This is a genomic window from Arcanobacterium hippocoleae, assembly GCF_040360365.1.
GTDB classification, from domain to species: domain Bacteria; phylum Actinomycetota; class Actinomycetes; order Actinomycetales; family Actinomycetaceae; genus Arcanobacterium_A; species Arcanobacterium_A hippocoleae_A.
The window spans coordinates 566,710-582,154 of sequence record NZ_CP136412.1 but is presented as its reverse complement, the minus strand read 5'-3'; the positions used below and the strand labels follow the sequence as shown (position 1 = coordinate 582,154).

General features: G+C 46.6%; 12 protein-coding genes and 2 pseudogenes. 9 read left to right on the top strand and 5 right to left on the bottom strand.

The genetic code is table 11. The annotated features are described in order from the left end of the window. Positions 1-433: 433 nt before the first annotated feature. Positions 434-649: an Abi family protein gene (locus RQN30_RS03035; protein WP_353061750.1), complete on the bottom strand. Its 216-nt coding sequence runs from the start codon at positions 647-649 to the stop codon at positions 434-436. A 418-nt stretch (positions 650-1,067) separates the two neighbouring features. Here RQN30_RS03035 and RQN30_RS03030 point away from each other — a divergent pair, with 418 nt between their 5' ends. The 6 genes from RQN30_RS03030 to RQN30_RS03005 all read left to right on the top strand — a co-directional run bounded on the left by RQN30_RS03030 (position 1,068) and on the right by RQN30_RS03005 (position 8,783). Continuing rightward, positions 1,068-1,871: a TipAS antibiotic-recognition domain-containing protein gene (locus RQN30_RS03030; protein ID WP_353061198.1), complete on the top strand. Its 804-nt coding sequence runs from the start codon at positions 1,068-1,070 to the stop codon at positions 1,869-1,871. A gap of 253 nt (positions 1,872-2,124) precedes the next feature. Then, positions 2,125-4,968 carry a YobI family P-loop NTPase gene (locus RQN30_RS03025; protein ID WP_353061197.1) on the top strand — a complete coding sequence of 948 codons (2,844 nt, stop codon included), beginning with the start codon at positions 2,125-2,127 and terminating at the stop codon, positions 4,966-4,968. 32 nt (positions 4,969-5,000) lie between these two features. Further along, positions 5,001-5,771 (top strand): hypothetical protein, encoded by a 771-nt coding sequence (locus tag RQN30_RS03020; protein ID WP_353061196.1) that lies wholly within the window; start codon positions 5,001-5,003, stop codon positions 5,769-5,771. Between the two features lie 710 nt (positions 5,772-6,481). Beyond that, a complete protein-coding gene (locus RQN30_RS03015) occupies positions 6,482-7,375 on the top strand; it encodes a tyrosine-type recombinase/integrase (protein ID WP_353061195.1) in 894 nt (297 codons plus the stop codon). A gap of 385 nt (positions 7,376-7,760) precedes the next feature. Continuing rightward, on the top strand, positions 7,761-8,423 hold the full coding sequence (locus RQN30_RS03010) for a VG15 protein (protein WP_491608689.1): 663 nt from the start codon (positions 7,761-7,763) through the stop codon (positions 8,421-8,423). A 117-nt stretch (positions 8,424-8,540) separates the two neighbouring features. Then, on the top strand, positions 8,541-8,783 hold the full coding sequence (locus RQN30_RS03005) for a hypothetical protein (RefSeq protein WP_353061193.1): 243 nt from the start codon (positions 8,541-8,543) through the stop codon (positions 8,781-8,783). 303 nt (positions 8,784-9,086) lie between these two features. On the opposite strand, the gene RQN30_RS03000 is transcribed toward RQN30_RS03005, so the two are convergent. Continuing rightward, the gene (locus RQN30_RS03000; RefSeq protein WP_353061192.1) at positions 9,087-9,404 is read right to left on the bottom strand and encodes a hypothetical protein; all 318 of its coding nucleotides are present in this window, start codon (positions 9,402-9,404) and stop codon (positions 9,087-9,089) included. 588 nt (positions 9,405-9,992) lie between these two features. Continuing rightward, positions 9,993-11,107: pseudogene (locus tag RQN30_RS02995) on the bottom strand (IS1249 family transposase). Between the two features lie 389 nt (positions 11,108-11,496). Here RQN30_RS02995 and RQN30_RS02990 point away from each other — a divergent pair. After that, on the top strand, positions 11,497-12,051 hold the full coding sequence (locus RQN30_RS02990; RefSeq protein ID WP_353061191.1) for a hypothetical protein: 555 nt from the start codon (positions 11,497-11,499) through the stop codon (positions 12,049-12,051). Between the two features lie 451 nt (positions 12,052-12,502). On the opposite strand, the gene RQN30_RS02985 is transcribed toward RQN30_RS02990, so the two are convergent. Then, complete coding sequence (locus RQN30_RS02985; protein WP_353061190.1) at positions 12,503-13,162, bottom strand: hypothetical protein; 660 nt, start codon at positions 13,160-13,162, stop codon at positions 12,503-12,505. Further along, a pseudogene (locus RQN30_RS02980) lies at positions 13,162-13,749 on the bottom strand (terminase TerL endonuclease subunit); the annotation flags it as partial. The pseudogene RQN30_RS02980 and the gene RQN30_RS02985, both read right to left, overlap by 1 nt. A gap of 172 nt (positions 13,750-13,921) precedes the next feature. Between RQN30_RS02980 and RQN30_RS02975 the strand changes: the two are divergent. Both RQN30_RS02975 and RQN30_RS02970 read left to right on the top strand, forming a co-directional pair. Next, positions 13,922-14,938 carry an amidase domain-containing protein gene (locus tag RQN30_RS02975; protein ID WP_353061189.1) on the top strand — a complete coding sequence of 339 codons (1,017 nt, stop codon included), beginning with the start codon at positions 13,922-13,924 and terminating at the stop codon, positions 14,936-14,938. Next, a complete protein-coding gene (locus RQN30_RS02970) occupies positions 14,907-15,347 on the top strand; it encodes a hypothetical protein (protein ID WP_353061188.1) in 441 nt (146 codons plus the stop codon). Before RQN30_RS02975 ends, RQN30_RS02970 begins: the two co-directional genes overlap by 32 nt. Positions 15,348-15,445 lie beyond the last annotated feature (98 nt).

Here is a 15,445-nt window from a genome sequence, read left to right as displayed (position 1 = left end):
TAATAATGCCCCCTCATAATGCCAAATTCTTTGGCATGGATTCGCAACTGGGGAATGGAAGTTGCTATCTCTGTATTAGAGATAATATAAGCTTAGTGTTCGGTAATGGCTCTCCAATACCGACAAATGTCGGTATATTTTCACCGTACACCAAGTTGTCGAGGCTGGACATCAGATTGTGATGTACGTTCACGATGAAATCATCGTCGGAACCTACGGTGCCACTGTCATTGAAGTCTGCCAGCTAATGTCCACCACGCCAGGCTCGGTGGACGGCTTCGAGTGGGAGTGCTACTGGAAGGATTAATATTTCCAGAGTTCTTGGGTTAGCCAGTCTTGTGGTATTCCCATGCGTCTAAATGGGACTAGGTTGTTGTGCGGGTAGCTGTCTAGTGCCTCACCTAAAATGTGCTGGTTTTCAATGCGGTCAAGTTTATGGGCAATGAAGCGCCCGTAAGGCTAATTCAAGCTCACCGAGACAAGGAAATATTGCGTTTCGTAGCTTGGAATCGAAATTGTAAAGTTCAATCACTAGCTTGAACGATGTGCCGTCATGGAAAACATCGAGACTTTTACCAGTGGCAGGATCCTTGAGTTGCATCGAATGCCAATAACCAGTCAGGCGGTAATAATTTCTTAAACGGAGCATCTGCACACCCCAAACGGGATCCGAAAACGTCATGCCGCGAGAATGCAAGAGTTTCTACCTGCTGATCGTAACTCTTGAACGGTTTGACCTCTAAAGCGGCATCTCTGCACCCAAAAGTGTATCTTTGCACCCACAATCCGGCTTGTATCAAAATGAACGTCTAAGTAACTAACTGCACTCTGGTGTTGATACATTTACGCACCGGAGTGCTTTTTCATGCCTAGAGGGAAATCGGGATAGGGGAGGGAAACCTGTTTTTCCGCAGAAAATCAACAAAGTCAAATCCCCTATTGGGCGGATAACAAAATAGCACCCGGAGGTGCTGCCGAGTGCTATTGGCAGCTGATCCTCAACCTGGGGTTACGCGATGCTGCGGAAATTTGGAATATTTGACTCTGACGCAACGTCAGTAAGCACAATGAATTACATGGATATGAATGAAACTCTCTATACGGTTGGCGAGGTAGCTCAGATGCTTGACATAACGGTACGCACTTTGCATCATTGGGAGAGCCAAGGGCTGGTAAACCCTGTGGAACGAAGTTGGTCGAACTACCGCCTTTACGCACCTAAAGACGTGCAGCGTCTTCAACAGATACTGATTTATCGTGCCACTGGCATGAGACTCTCCGATATTAAAAATCTATTGAATTTTGATTCATCAAGCCTTGAACATTTACGCAGACAGCGTGAAATCCTGGTTGACCAGCAGGCCCAGATTTCCGCAATGGTCGAGGCGATTGACAAACTAATGGAGAAAGAAATGAACAACGAAACACTCACTCATGACCAAATTGGTGAAATTCTCGGTGACGCAAAGTTTTCTGAATACCAAGCTGAAGCCGAAGAACTGTATGGTGGCACTGACGATTGGAAGCTCAGCAAACAACGAATCTCTAGCTGGGGATCAACGGACTGGGCAGGAAACAAACAGCGCTTTGAAGATATTAATGCCCGTCTGGCAGAAGCAATACAAAACGGTGTCAAGCCTGATAGCCAAGAAGCATCTGGGTTAGTTTTGGTACATCGTGAAGTACTTAGCGAGTTCTTCCCAGTCACCCCTGCTAAGCATTACCTGATTTCCCGAAGTTACATTGCTGATGAGCGATTCAGAAACTACTACGATAATTACCAAGAGGGTCTTGCCCGATGGCTAGCAGACGCCATCGCGTATGTTGCTGCTCAATCTGGCGTTGACTTGAATAATCCTGTCTGGGAATAGAGACAACAACCTGGTGGTGTTACCTAATTTCATGCTGAAGCATTAACCTGCCAATCCCTATCTACTAATGCTTCAAAGCATTCGAAAGTAAAATGATGGAGAATATAGTCAATGAACTAATTGAGTCGACTGTGTCATGCGATGAGAATGAAGCACAACAAATCAATTTTGTATCTCGATTTTAATCACGAAACAGCGCACGGCTCAGTTAATTGGTTCAGAATTACCATCATCTCGGAATAGGAGCAGGATTGTGGAGGACCTATCAGGAAAGATTTCTTCAAGTGGCTCCGACTGGAACTTGATTTCACTTACTCCCGAGTATCTCGAAACTGAGCATGGTGGCTACGTCTCGGCACTTGAGGCTGCACTTGAGACTGATCGAATTCGCAACATTGCGCTGTCGGGTAGCTACGGCGTCGGTAAAAGTAGCATCTTGAGAGAGCTAGGGAAGCGGCTTGATAACCGTGTTGTCGAACTCTCGCTGTCAACGCTTGCCCCAGTTGAGGTATCAAAGCTTGATGAGTCAGTACCTATCCAAGCTACAACTCCGACCAATAGAATCCAGCAGGAGATTGTCAAACAACTGCTTTACCGAGAAGAGCCCAGTAAGACTCCAGCGTCTCGGTTCCGCCGGATTGAGCGTTTTCAGCGGGGGCGAGAAATTCTAACGGCTGTCCTGTTGGGTCTGTTGCTTGCTATCATATTTCTGCTAACTGGGTGGACTGCACAGATAGAAGCGACCTTCGCGCTGCTGAGCGATCTTCGAGTGTGGTTGCATCTAATCATCTGGAGCCTTGCAGCAGTTATCGTGTTCATCATCCGCTGGCTGCTGTATGGGAAGCTACGTATCAAGCAATTCTCTGCGGGAGCGGCGACTGTCACTCTAGATGACAACTCCGTCTCCTACTTTGACCAGTATCTCGATGAAATTGTATATTTTTTCGAAGTTTCGAACTGTGACGTGGTGATTTTCGAGGATATTGATCGCTTCAATGACTCGCACATCTTTGAAACCCTTCGTGCGCTAAATACCTTACTCAATGCCTCGCCGCAGATTGAGAAGCCAATACGCTTTATTTACGCAATTAAGGACAGCATTTTTGACCGGATTGGGTTAGAAGATGAAGGACGTAAACTCGAAACAGATATAATTGAAGTTGAAGATCCTGCGCAAGCCGAAGTGATGCGCGCAAATCGAACTAAGTTCTTTGATCTTGTGATTCCGGTAGTTCCCTTCATTACACATCGCAGTGCCCGAAATCATGCTACTAAGCTGTTGAAACAGATTGAGCACACGATAGTGCCAGAACTACTTGATCTGGCCGTGAAATACGTTCCAGATATGCGACTACTAAAGAACATCCGGAACGAATTCGTTGTTTTCCGTGATCGGATCTTTGCAGGTGACGGCGAATATCTTGACTTGAGTGAAACAGACCTATTTGCGATGATGCTCTACAAGAGCACACATCTCACCGACTTTGAGAAAATACGGCTTGGCAATAGTAAGCTAGATACCCTTTATAATCTGAGTCGGGTGCTGGTAGCAGAAAACATTAAACGGATTGATAGCGAGTGTCGAGCGTTGCAAAAGCGGCTCACGCAAATTGACGGAGTGGAGACTCGCAGCGTTCAGCTAGGTGAACGTCTATTGGAACATGTTAACAGGGTTGCGATTGCTGCCGGTTACCATAGTCAGAACGGAACGATTTCATTCGAATTTAATGGAAAATCCATCAGTGATCTCAAGAGTGCGCAATTCTGGAAAAGTATTATTACAGCTCCCGATGACGCCAAACTCATATGGAGAAACGACGGTTATTATCGGGAAACTCTGTCATTCACGCGAAGCCATATCGAGACCGAATTAGGGGAAGTATTAGACACAGATAGCTGGAACGCCGCAGATCGAACTTTACTGAACGAACAGATCAACAAGGCTACTGCGGAACTCAAGTACCTGCGCGGTGCCGATTTTAAAGACCTCATAGAGCATCCTGAGTTCCTCGTCAATTATGAAGGAACACCACAATCATTTGCTTCTGTGTCTGAGAAACTGCTGAGCTCTGGGCTCGCATACCAGTTGGTGCGGACAGGATATATCAATCACAACTTCACACTATATACATCCACTTTCCACGGTGATCGAGTTAGTCCCACAGCGACAAACTTCATCATCCACCACGTAGAACGAGACCAGATGGACGAGTACTTTCAGCTAGAAGCAGAGGACGTGAGCGCCATCGTTCGAGAATGTGGCACGAACATGCTGAAAGAGCCAGCCCTGTACAATGTGGCAATTCTTGAATATCTCCTTGAAAAGGATGTTGATACAGCCGACATCATGATCCGCTCGCTCAATACTCTGGGCGAGCGGCAGAAACAGTTCCTACAGGCTTACTTAACCGTCGGTGACAAAACCTCTCAATTTATTCAGAGGTTTACTGATCTATCCCCAAACGTACTTTTCTACCTCGTAAACCAAGCAGAAATAGACGATAGCTTGCTACTGACGTTGGTCAACACTGCACTAATAAATCTCCCAACGACCTTACAAAACATGGATAGAAACCTCGCAGACTATTTGCAAACACACTACACACAGTTTTCAGTCCTCACGAAAGACGGAACGTCCGCCCAGGCAGAAAAAATTGGAGAACTCTTCGCCAGAGGAAATATTGTGGTGCCGAACCTAAAGCCATTATCAGCAACCGCTCGTTCATCATTCGTTTCACATAGTCTGTATGACATCACATTCGAAAACCTCACCATCGCAATCGGCGATGAGGAGAGTGTCGCACTCGACATCATCCGAGAAACTAACAAGACGGTTTATAACTACGTCCTCGAACACCTCGATACTTATCTGAAAGTAGTCGACGTTTCTTCCGCTACGGTCGATAGCTGTGAGGAATTCATTAGTGTGCTTGAGGAGCTGCTTAAGCACGCGACACCTTATCTGGCTGATGTGATTAAGAATGCTTCACCACAGTGTCGGGTCATCGATCTTAGTGCTATTTCCAACAGTATCTGGCCAGAATTAGCATCGCACCAGCGGTTCTCGCAACATTCAACAACGTATATCAGTACGTAGTTGAATATGGAATCGATGCGCGCCTTGCTCTATTGCTGGCTGAAGCAGGAAGGATCACTGAAGTAGAAGCCGCTGAAGAAGACCAGAAGGTTATGTTAGCGAATACGATTCTTGAGGCGCGAGAACAACTGCCTGCTGCGACGCTGCGTACAAATCTTATTGCAAGTTTAGATCTGGAGTACTACCTTGATGTTAGTAAAATTAATGTTGAGAAAGGTGAACTATTTGCGCTGCTACTCAAGCAGAACGTCATCGAGGACAATGTCAAGTCATACCAGTGTCTTGTTGCAACAGACTGGTCAACACGAAAATTATACATTCGCAACTCAACGAAGTTTATAAGCTATATGAGGCCAGAATTGTTGCAAGATGATTTGCCAGAGATTCTCTCTGATGAAGAAATTGACGATGCAATCAAACGAAAGATTGTTGAACAGTATGAAGCATATGCTGCGGAAGCTGATTTACGTGGGCTAAGTGAATTGGCGCGACTTGCTGTGCAGTATGAAGTCGTAGTTCTTCCTGAAGTCATAGCGATGATGGCAGATAATGGTGTTTCATCGCAACACATCGTAATCCTTCTCGAACCACATCTTAACGTTCTCGACTCTGAAGATCTCTTCAAAATTATGAATGAGATGGGCGGTGACTACCCGAAACTGACATCCCTGGGACGAAGCGCCGTGCACATACCAAATACCCCAGCGGACTGTGCGCTTCTAGAATCATTGAAAACACGCGGAATTGTCAGCTCATACCGTAAAAATAATTCGTATATCAATGTATATAGGAAACGTAAGTGAATGCACCCCACTTTCACTTCGCAAACGTGTGCATAGCGACAAATAGAGTCTGTGGAAAATCCCAAGATAATCCAGTCGATGAGAATCCCTGTCCCGTAACGGCTTGTTTGAACTGGCTGTTAGTTCTCTGACGGGAAGTTGATGGTCACAATATATAACAGAGACCTTATACGCTGCGAGTATTTATGATGTGCTTAGGAGGTGTCGAAATTTTTTATTTCTGCACTATTGGGAAAGATGTGGATTACATGTTAAATAACGTTGTTTGTCACGAGACAAGGAGCAGGAGGTGTTCACGCAGCGCTACGAGTTCGACACAGACATCCTGAGCTCCACAACAACCTCGCTGAATCGTTGATTTGGCGGGGTTTTCCTTTATTTAAGCCAAAAACCAAGTTCCCGCTTTTCCCTCTCTTTACCTGTTTTTACCCCTCTTGTCCCCCTCAAGGGGTACGCTAAGGGGGACAGAAAACCCCCAAAAAAGGAATCGAACCCGATGCCTAAACGCCTCTTCGGAACAATCAAAAACGCGGCAAAAACTACTACGGCCGCTACCGCAAAGACGGAAAAGAATACTACACACCAACCGTGAGAACAAAACGCGAAGCCCAAACCCTCCTCGACCTCGCACACGTAGACATCATCCACGGACAATGGAACCCACGCAAAAATTCACACCCAACGGAGATCTACAAGAACCAACCCACACAATGCGAGAAGCAGTAAACAGCTTCATCACAAACCTCACACGCAACGGCGCATCCCCAAACACAATACGCAGCTACACATCAATCCTCACCAAAAACATAGTCAAAGAACACAGCGACATAAAGATTGAAGATTTCTCTAAACTGGAAGTGACTGCGATACTCGCAAGGCTACGCGAGGCAGGGAAGAGCTCTTACACGCAAATCAACACGCTTCGCGCTATCTCCGCACTATTCACCTACGCTATCGAGCAAGAATGGATAGAATCCAACCCGGTAAAAGGCGTGAAACTGCCGACAAAGACAAACGCCCGACTACACCAGCCCGTAGCACTCACCGCCCCACAACTACGTGCTTTAATCGAGACGATCCCTGAAAACGTGCGGGGAATATTTGCTTTAGCATCATGGGGAGCGCTGCGATACAGCGAGGTAGTAGCGCTGAACAAGACAGACGTGGATGCGCGCCTGTGGACGGTGCGTGTTAGTCGGGCATTGAAGCGGGATGCGCATGGCGGGCTAATTCTCGGGAACCCTAAATCAAGCGCGGGCTACCGGACAATCACAATTCCGCCTGCGTGCCAAGACATCGTTGCAGGGGCGGTCGCGGCGGCTCCTGCAGGTGATCCGTGCCTGTTCGTTAACCCTGCGCATCCGGAAGGTTGGTGGACAGACCGTGTGCTGCGCACTATCCTCCATGCGGCGTGTGTGGAGTTGGGTTATCCGCGTATGCGGTTTCATGACTTGCGTCATACGGGGTTGACGTTGTATGGGCAGGCGGGGGCGACGCTGGCTGACCTTATGGCGCGTGCCGGGCATACGAATGCGGATACGGTGATGATTTATCAGCAGTCTTCGATTATTCGTGACCGTGAGCTTTCGGCGCGGATGGGATAGTAGAGGGTTTTATTTCAGGTCGGTTCTTGCTCCGCGTCCTGGACGGTTTATTTGCCACGCGTCTACCGTTTCGGGGAGCCAGCCGTATGTTTGGGCGTTGCCTTCCCCGATAATGGCATCTGGTGGCGCTAGACGTTTTTGTCTTTGGTAGGCGCGGATGGTTGAGTAGGCTATTCCAACGCGTTTAGCATAGCCATGTAGGGATAAATAACGGGTAGTCATTGCTGCTCTTTTCTGCTTGCGTATAGGCTTACGGCTTTCACGGTGAAGATTCCAACCAGTGCCAGCCCTGCCAGAAAGAGCCCAATGTTTCCTAGCAGGTTGTGGGGGCGGGTAAGATAGCCGGCTATAAGTGTGGCTGTGGCTAGTGTTCCTGTAGTTTTCATTGCGTGGTCCTGTGTATGGGACTCGTAGGGACGCGGGCGGGGATGGTAACCGTTATCATTCGGATTGTGACTGTGTTCCTGTGCCGGTTAAGGGTAGGTGGGTGGCTGGTAGGTGGGTTGGTGAGACACCTGGTTATGATTTTGAGAAACTGCATGAGGAAGAATATAAGCCGTATTGGCGTGGGAATGATGATATTCGGGATGTGATAAAGCGTAGGCGTGGGGTGCTTGCGCGGACACGTCCAGAAAAGAAACAAGGCAGACCACGGAAAGGCACGGTCGATACTTCTAAAGTAAGTAATTTGCGCGATCATGAATTTAACGCTGCTAATTTATTGGCACAATCGGGCTTAAATGTAGTTTTCAGAAGTGTTAATCGTGTTCAGGGAGCTAAGAATCCAGATATTGAAATAGATGGGGTTGTGTGGGAAATTAAGTCACCTCAGGGAAGCGGGAAGAATACAATAGCAAATCAGTTCAGTAAGGCTAGAAAACAAGCTAATAGGCTTGTTCTTGATTTGTCTAGATGTGCATTATCTGAAGAAATGGCTGTTAGTCAGGCTGAACATCGTTTTTTCGGGCAGTCTAAGATTGTAGAAATGATTATTATTGGCAAGCAAGGGAAAGTTAATAGATATTCGCTTCTGAAAAGTGTAAAATGAGTTTAGGAGATAGTCCACCGGTCCACCGTAGCTGTAAAAGCCGGACTGGTCAGCTATCTCCTTTCGACTATGTAAACGAATACCAAGGTGCTCAGATGAATGGGAGGATATAGGGCCATGAGTGTTGTTGAACGGCTCTTGGAATTTGCTGTGTCAATTTCTGCTATCTCAACTCAGGAAGAACAAGATTTGCGCACCTTGTTAAAAGAAGACGGCGCTACTGCTCCTTTTAGTGCTCTTGCTGATCTTGTCGAAGAATCGCGTCTACAGTTGCCGAAAGATTTACTGCGAGATATAGAGGTTCTTAATTTTGACGAAGAATTTGAAAAGCAAATTTTGAGTGTCCAGGTATCACGGTAATCCTGCTTGGGAGGCGTCTGTTAGGTAGAAAGACGCTTTCTTCAAAACTTGAGAACCAACTTTCTAAATACAATTCGCGTGTTAAAGATGGGCATATCCGTCGCTTATGGGTTATGAGTAATGACGGTCAAATATTTAAGGAAATAAAGTTAGAATAACGGGAGACGCCAAGCCTGCACGTTCTGGCGGTCTATTATTTCAAGACTGGCGCAGGGAGCGTCTCCCACAGTCAGCATATCAAATTTGGGATAGTAAAGCTACGAGGCTGATGCTTTTTCTGTTAAGGGGTGTGTTGCGGGTGTTTTAGAATCGGTATCCGAGTTCTCCGTCAGCGCCGATGACGAGGTCGAGTCCGTCGGCTTGGATAAGCCCAAGGTTTGGGTTGAGCCTGTCGTGGAAGTACATGATCCCGTCTTTTTGGATTATCTCAATCGTGCCTATTGCGAGTCGCAGTTGAAGTTCGAGTTGTTGGATCACGCTGAGAAGCTCGTCGATTTGGTTGGTGTGCTCGGTAAGGAGCTGGCTGATAGTTATAGGGTTATCAGCTTGTTGTTGGGTTCGGGTATTTCGGGTGTTGATGGCTTGGGCGGTGACCGGAGTTAGGCGTCGATCGATTTTCATTAGTTTTCTCCCTGTAAGTGGTGGGTAGTGTTTGTGTGCTTACAGGGAGTTATTTTCCCACTTATTCTGACGAGAAACTGACTATTCTGCTCTTGAATTACTTGATAAGCATTTGGCTCGCGTGAGGGTAGCGCGTTAAATCCACCAGTTTTGTTCGTCTACGGCTTGGCAAAAGTTGGGGAGATTAGCCCGTAGGTGGTTTATTAAGACGCTTTCTGTTACTGGCGGACGGGTTCTGGAATGGTGTCGTAGAGTCCTAGGTCTTCGGCTTCTTTGGTTATTTGTGTCAGGATTTGTTCTCGCGTTTGCGCTTGTTGATTCTTGTGGTCGGTTGGTTCGGTTTGGGTTGTAGTTGTCATGTTTTAAGACTATCGTTATTCGAAATATTCGCAATGGTTTTGTTTTGCTTGCCATGTTTTGGCGTGTTTGTTGCTTGTGGGGTTAGGGTTTTGTTATCCTGTGGGTAAGCGATTGAAAACCACTCTTTCAGGAACTAGAGGCTGATTCCTCTGATGGGATTGTTTCTTATGGCTTTTGCTGGGGAGACCTCGGAATATAGGGTTATAGGACAAATCGTGTTGGTGAGGTTTAGTAGTTGTTGTGCCATTTGGTGGGCGGTGTGGAAGTCGTTCCAGTTCACTCCTGTACCCCATTGATTGAGTTCTTGCTGTGCTGCGAATCTGTTGGCGGATTGCTGGTAGAAGGTATTGATCTGCTCGTCTGTGAACGTGGCAGCGAGAATCTGTGCAGGGGACAGAACTGTCTCGGTATGCAGGTAGCACCACCAAGCCACTGCTTTGATCCGTCGATCTATACGCATTCTTCGGTGCCGGCGCAGCATCTCACGCAGTTGGGCGTTAATCCCGCCCTCGATCTGGTTCGAGGTAGCCGGTATCGGTCCTTCCCCTCACGCTGCAAGACTGGGTCAAGGAAGGTAAACATCGTCCCAGCACGGGTAATGTATCTTTGGCTTGTACGAGCCGTTTATGTGTGAAATCAACACCTCCATCCGGGTAGCGGGTACGCTCGCTTAACATGAGCTGCCAGCGAGCATTCCACTGCGTTAGGCTTGTCAGCCACTGGCTGGCCTGCTGTAGTGTGTTCACTCTCAGCAGCGCTTTAGCCAGACCGTAAAGCTCTACACCCGCATTCGTTCTCGGTCTAGTAGTGGTTTTCTGTTTCACTGAGCAAAACACGTGAAACACACACCTTTGAATCCGGGTTCGGCTCCACTCTCGTTTGACTGCTTTGTGTATTCCTTGCCCACCATCACAGACCACTACATCTGGTGGGGCAATACGTGAGAATAATGCTTGCCACGCGCTAGTATGCTCACTACGCGCTATATGCCAACCCAACACGTGTTTATCCGTACACGCGATCAGCATTACCACTCCCTTAGCTAGGTAAATACCATCAACAAACACAACATGATGAACCTCGTCAACAAGCGGAGCAATAGGCCATAAATGCCAAAACTGTTCAAACCGACGCCTAGCGTTACGCCCTTTACCTGGAAGATCGTTATAAGTAGAACGACCAGTAATAAATCTCAAAAACGCAGCAAAGTCCCGAGCACGAATATCATTCGTCCGAGTCTGCGTGCCTAAACACGTGCCACACCTGAATCGTTGTTTTCCAGCCCCAGTCTTCCCATATTTGATCATCGACCGGCCACACATTTTGCATCGAGGATTTCCCATTCCTCAATTCAACCCAGTCCAACAACAACTTTCGCCCGCCACGCCAAGCAAAACCCAGCACAAAACCAACACGAAATGTCCAACCAAGAACTCAAGTCAAAACGAGTTCAAAACCCACTTTCCCGCACCACAACAACAAAAAATACCCCAAAAAACAACACGAGCTGTCCTATAGCCCCCTAATCCGTGTATGACGAGCGCGGACTCCTGTTTATTTAGCTCACCCTGACATATGCCGGTGTCGCAGCACCGACTAATTACGATGATAATATACCGACATTTGTCAGTGTTGGAGAGCCAGTAACAAATACTAAACTTGCGGTATCTCGAAATAGAGATTGCAGCCAAAACACCAAGCTGCGCAACCTGCAATCAACAACGGTGGCCTCGTGAAAGGAGTACAGCTTATGAGATCTGTTGCTAAGAGAGTATCTGGCATATTCGCGACACTAATTTCTGCGCTAGTTCTAGTTTTTGCTGGAACAGGGATAGCGCTCGCCGATGAGGGTAATGCATCAAATGAAACCGCTATGGCGGAACCTCAATTCTCTATTAACAAAGACGATAATGGCAATGTTCTTGTGACACTCGAAAAAGCAACGGTATCGTTTGATAACTCTTATAAGAGTCCTTCTATATTCGATGCTAATGGTGATTCATTGGGCAGCTTACCGACTAATGCGTCAGTTGGCGAAGTAAATGCGATAATCAGCTACGTCCCCGTAGATGACAATCATTTTATAGTCAACTATTTCACCGATAGATTTGACTGGGGTTGCTACGGTAAAGGAATAGTTGCAGGAACTGTTGGAGGGGCTGCTGGAGGTGCTGCGTTAGGTGCTGTATCTGGTCTGCCCTTTGTGCCTGTTGAACCAGTTACTATTACCGGTGGCATTACTGGTCTGGTTGGAGGAATTGTAGGTGGGGTAATTGCTTGTTGGTAAAAATAACCATAAGGACAATGAGAATAACGGTAATAACCGCAAGAACCTGAACAGCACAATGGCGATTATTGTGGTGGCGGTGTTTTGTAGCATTGTAGCTGTACTAATATTTACGTAGCACCTTTTCCATTCAACTAATTCAACAATCCTCATCCCGTCACAAGCTGATTAGTGGCGGGATGGCTTTGTTATGCGGAAGAATCAAAATGAGCTTACGAACTCTTTTCAATAAACACACTGCTGAGGATAAGGCGCTTACGCACTCGGGTTATAGCTTTTTCTTTGGATCCATGAGTGCGGAGCGGACCGAAAAAAGAAACTATAACCGCCCGAAGTGAAAGAATGATTCTCCAGCTTCCTAGTTTTCGGGCGCAGCCAATCCATGAAACCCATTTTCGAACTTCAAATTAGAAAGACTCCCCGAATAGAGAGTCCTTAAAATCGCTGTGTATTACCTACCAAATTGATATCTATGAGAGTAGTAATCCAATATAGGAACCTTTTTCTCGATTAAATAGTTACCTATACCAGTCTCAATATCGCTTCGTGTCAGGTCCTTGGGAATATTGTGTAATGGAAACACTAAAACAAAACTTCGATCCCAATCCTGTCCAAGTTTCTGGACTATAATCCCAGATGTGTTCCTCTTACAGAGGTGGGTATCTTCTGGTTTGGGGATATCAAAGTTGATGTCATTACTCACTGCTACAACACCCAAAAACCCTTTATCCGTAAACTTCATCCATACGATGTCTTTGCAGGTAATATCCTTGCATGCGCGAATAGGAGCGTAGATTTCCTTGTCAATGTGTTCCTCTAGTTTTACAGCATCGTCAGAACCTGTATCTGGTAGCGTATGCTTCGGATTCTCACATTTCTTCATGCCTAATGAAAGCAAAAACTCATTAACGTAGTTAATAATTTCTTCCACCGGCGTGGGAGACAGTCTCGCTTGTTCTTGAGCTTTATCTAGCCGTGCTGTATTACCGTACCTGACTGACGAACGAGGGCCACGAGGTGTTTTAGTGTCGTTGATGTATTTCAGTGGATCAAGAGTAGAGTTTTTCATCTGAAGAACCTCCATTTCAAAATTAGCAGGTATCCTTCCCATCAGATTATCAGTAGCCCGCGCTCGTCATACACGGATTCGGTGCTCTCTGCGCCGCCGTTTCTGATTGCCTAGTCTAGTGCCATGATCAATGCGACGATGCCGTCGATTTTCTCGGTGGATTTTTGTTTGTCGGGTTTAATGTTGCCTGCCGGGTCGGTTTGGACGTGGATGTTGTCTACCATCTACGCGAGTATTGGGTAACCATCGTGAGCCAGCTTGCGTTCGAGGGCGAGTTTCATCAGTTCCTTCGAGAGGTGCTCATATATTTGAAGTCCTGCCCGAAGGGAACGACGGTGAAACCTATACCTTCCAAATTCTGGATATTTGGACGGCTCCCCGCCGGCCGTAAGTAATCTCTCGGATGTTGTATTTGAGGTCGGGTTGTTCAATCTTATGCTCGATATGTTCATAGTATACAACGTTGCCCTCGATGGTTTGCAGGAAATCTTGTCAGCTCTACAGGCAGTAGGGTGCGTAATCGCGGGCTAGTCGCAGGTTGAGCGTGTCTTTCGGAACCGAAAGCGCGGAAGTATCCAGTAGGGTTCATCTGGCTCGATGGGCGGGAAGACGGGCATGAACGCCGTGATAATGGCGAGTCGATGTATGACGAGCGAAGGCTACTAGTTTTGCGAAAACCATTGACACTAAGGGTTGCCTAAGTTTACGCTTTTTATGTCTTTAAAAAGAGTCCACGGCCCAGATTCCCAAGCTACACTACCCGCCGTCAAAGAAGACGGCACGACGAAAGGAACTTCTCAAATGAAGCTCTCGAAGTACCTTACATCTTCAATCGTAGCAATTGCCATAACCCTGACTACAGCTGGTGTAGTTCACGCAGACGAATCAAATAGTGGCAATACCGAGTCAGCGATAACTGATGCTCAAACCGTTACCAATGTTGAGGAGTTTATGGGAGAGCAGTTTAGTATTCTTGACACCTATGAAAATGCTGAGGATGTCAAAGATGAATATATGCTCGCCTACTCGACTTATGTTGAATCTTTACAGAAAGAGTTTTCGCTAGCAGAACTGACTGTTAATACTGCTAGCGACTATAAGAATGCTGCACTATCCAGTAACAGTAGCGCACAAATCGACGTTCAGCCCTTGCTGCAGTTTTTGGATATTTACGAAAACGAACAAGAAAACACGGAGATTATTAGTCACTTTGAAGAAATGAGCCGCAAAGTTAATGAGGGCATCCTGCATGAAGAAGAAGCTATTGAACAGGCTCGCATGTTGGTTCCGACAAAACCAGAAAACGGTAATGATAGACCTGTTTACCAACCTCGTAATTCAGGAATAAACCTAGCTGCGGCTCGCAATTATGCAAGAAAATATGCTGTGAATCCCAATCCAAAATATGAGGTAGAAAAGACAAAGATCTTCTGGGATGCAGATTGCACTAATTTCGCCTCACAGATTCTTCTTGCTGGTGGAGTTGGCATGGACACCTACAACGATGTTTACAAGGGTTGGTGGTGGAAAGGTAAAGGCAACCGATCCGTGTCATGGATTAATGCCAATACTTTCAAAAACTATATGGGAAGCGGATACAGCACGCGATCATGGCGCTCATTTGTGTCAAACGTCCGGTCAGGAGATTTCATAGGTGTCGATTTTGGCAACGATGGATCGGTGGATCATATCGGGTTCGTTTATTCAAAGAGTGGAAGCAGACTGCGAATCGCGCAGCACACGCGAAATTACCTTGACTGGAACGGTGATTGGCCAGATTCCGACAATGAAGGGAAGTACTATCGTGTGCGGCGATAACGGCTTTATGCGGCGCTTGCCTAGAATCCAACTGTGGACCATCGGCACGTTAAGCGCCGCAGGAATTATCGCTCTTGCATACGGCTGGTCTCTGCAGTCTGATCCTTACGTGTTGGCAATTCTACTGTTACTTTATGGCGGATTTCTGCCCTTAATCGTTATTGCTTTCACCTTCGTGAAGAAGATGGGAATTAAGCAGCGGGTTACAGTTTTCGGGTGTTGCTTGTTGATGTGCGTTACTGCGTTGCTGTTCGGATTTTTCGGGGAAGAGATTGTAGCTTCTGCCGGTATTGGTATGGTTAGTTATATGTTTTGGCCGGGACGGGAAATCAATCTTGGCCTCAGCCTTGTGTCTATAGTTTTGTGCATGGGAATCACACTGTGGCAGTACTTGCGCGAACATAGCTAATCCGACAAAGCAAACGAATGCAGCCGATTTTCAATACAGGCTGAACTTATGTTTGCTTTAAAGATCCGGAGGTTAAATGATTAAATTCTTTAAAGCGT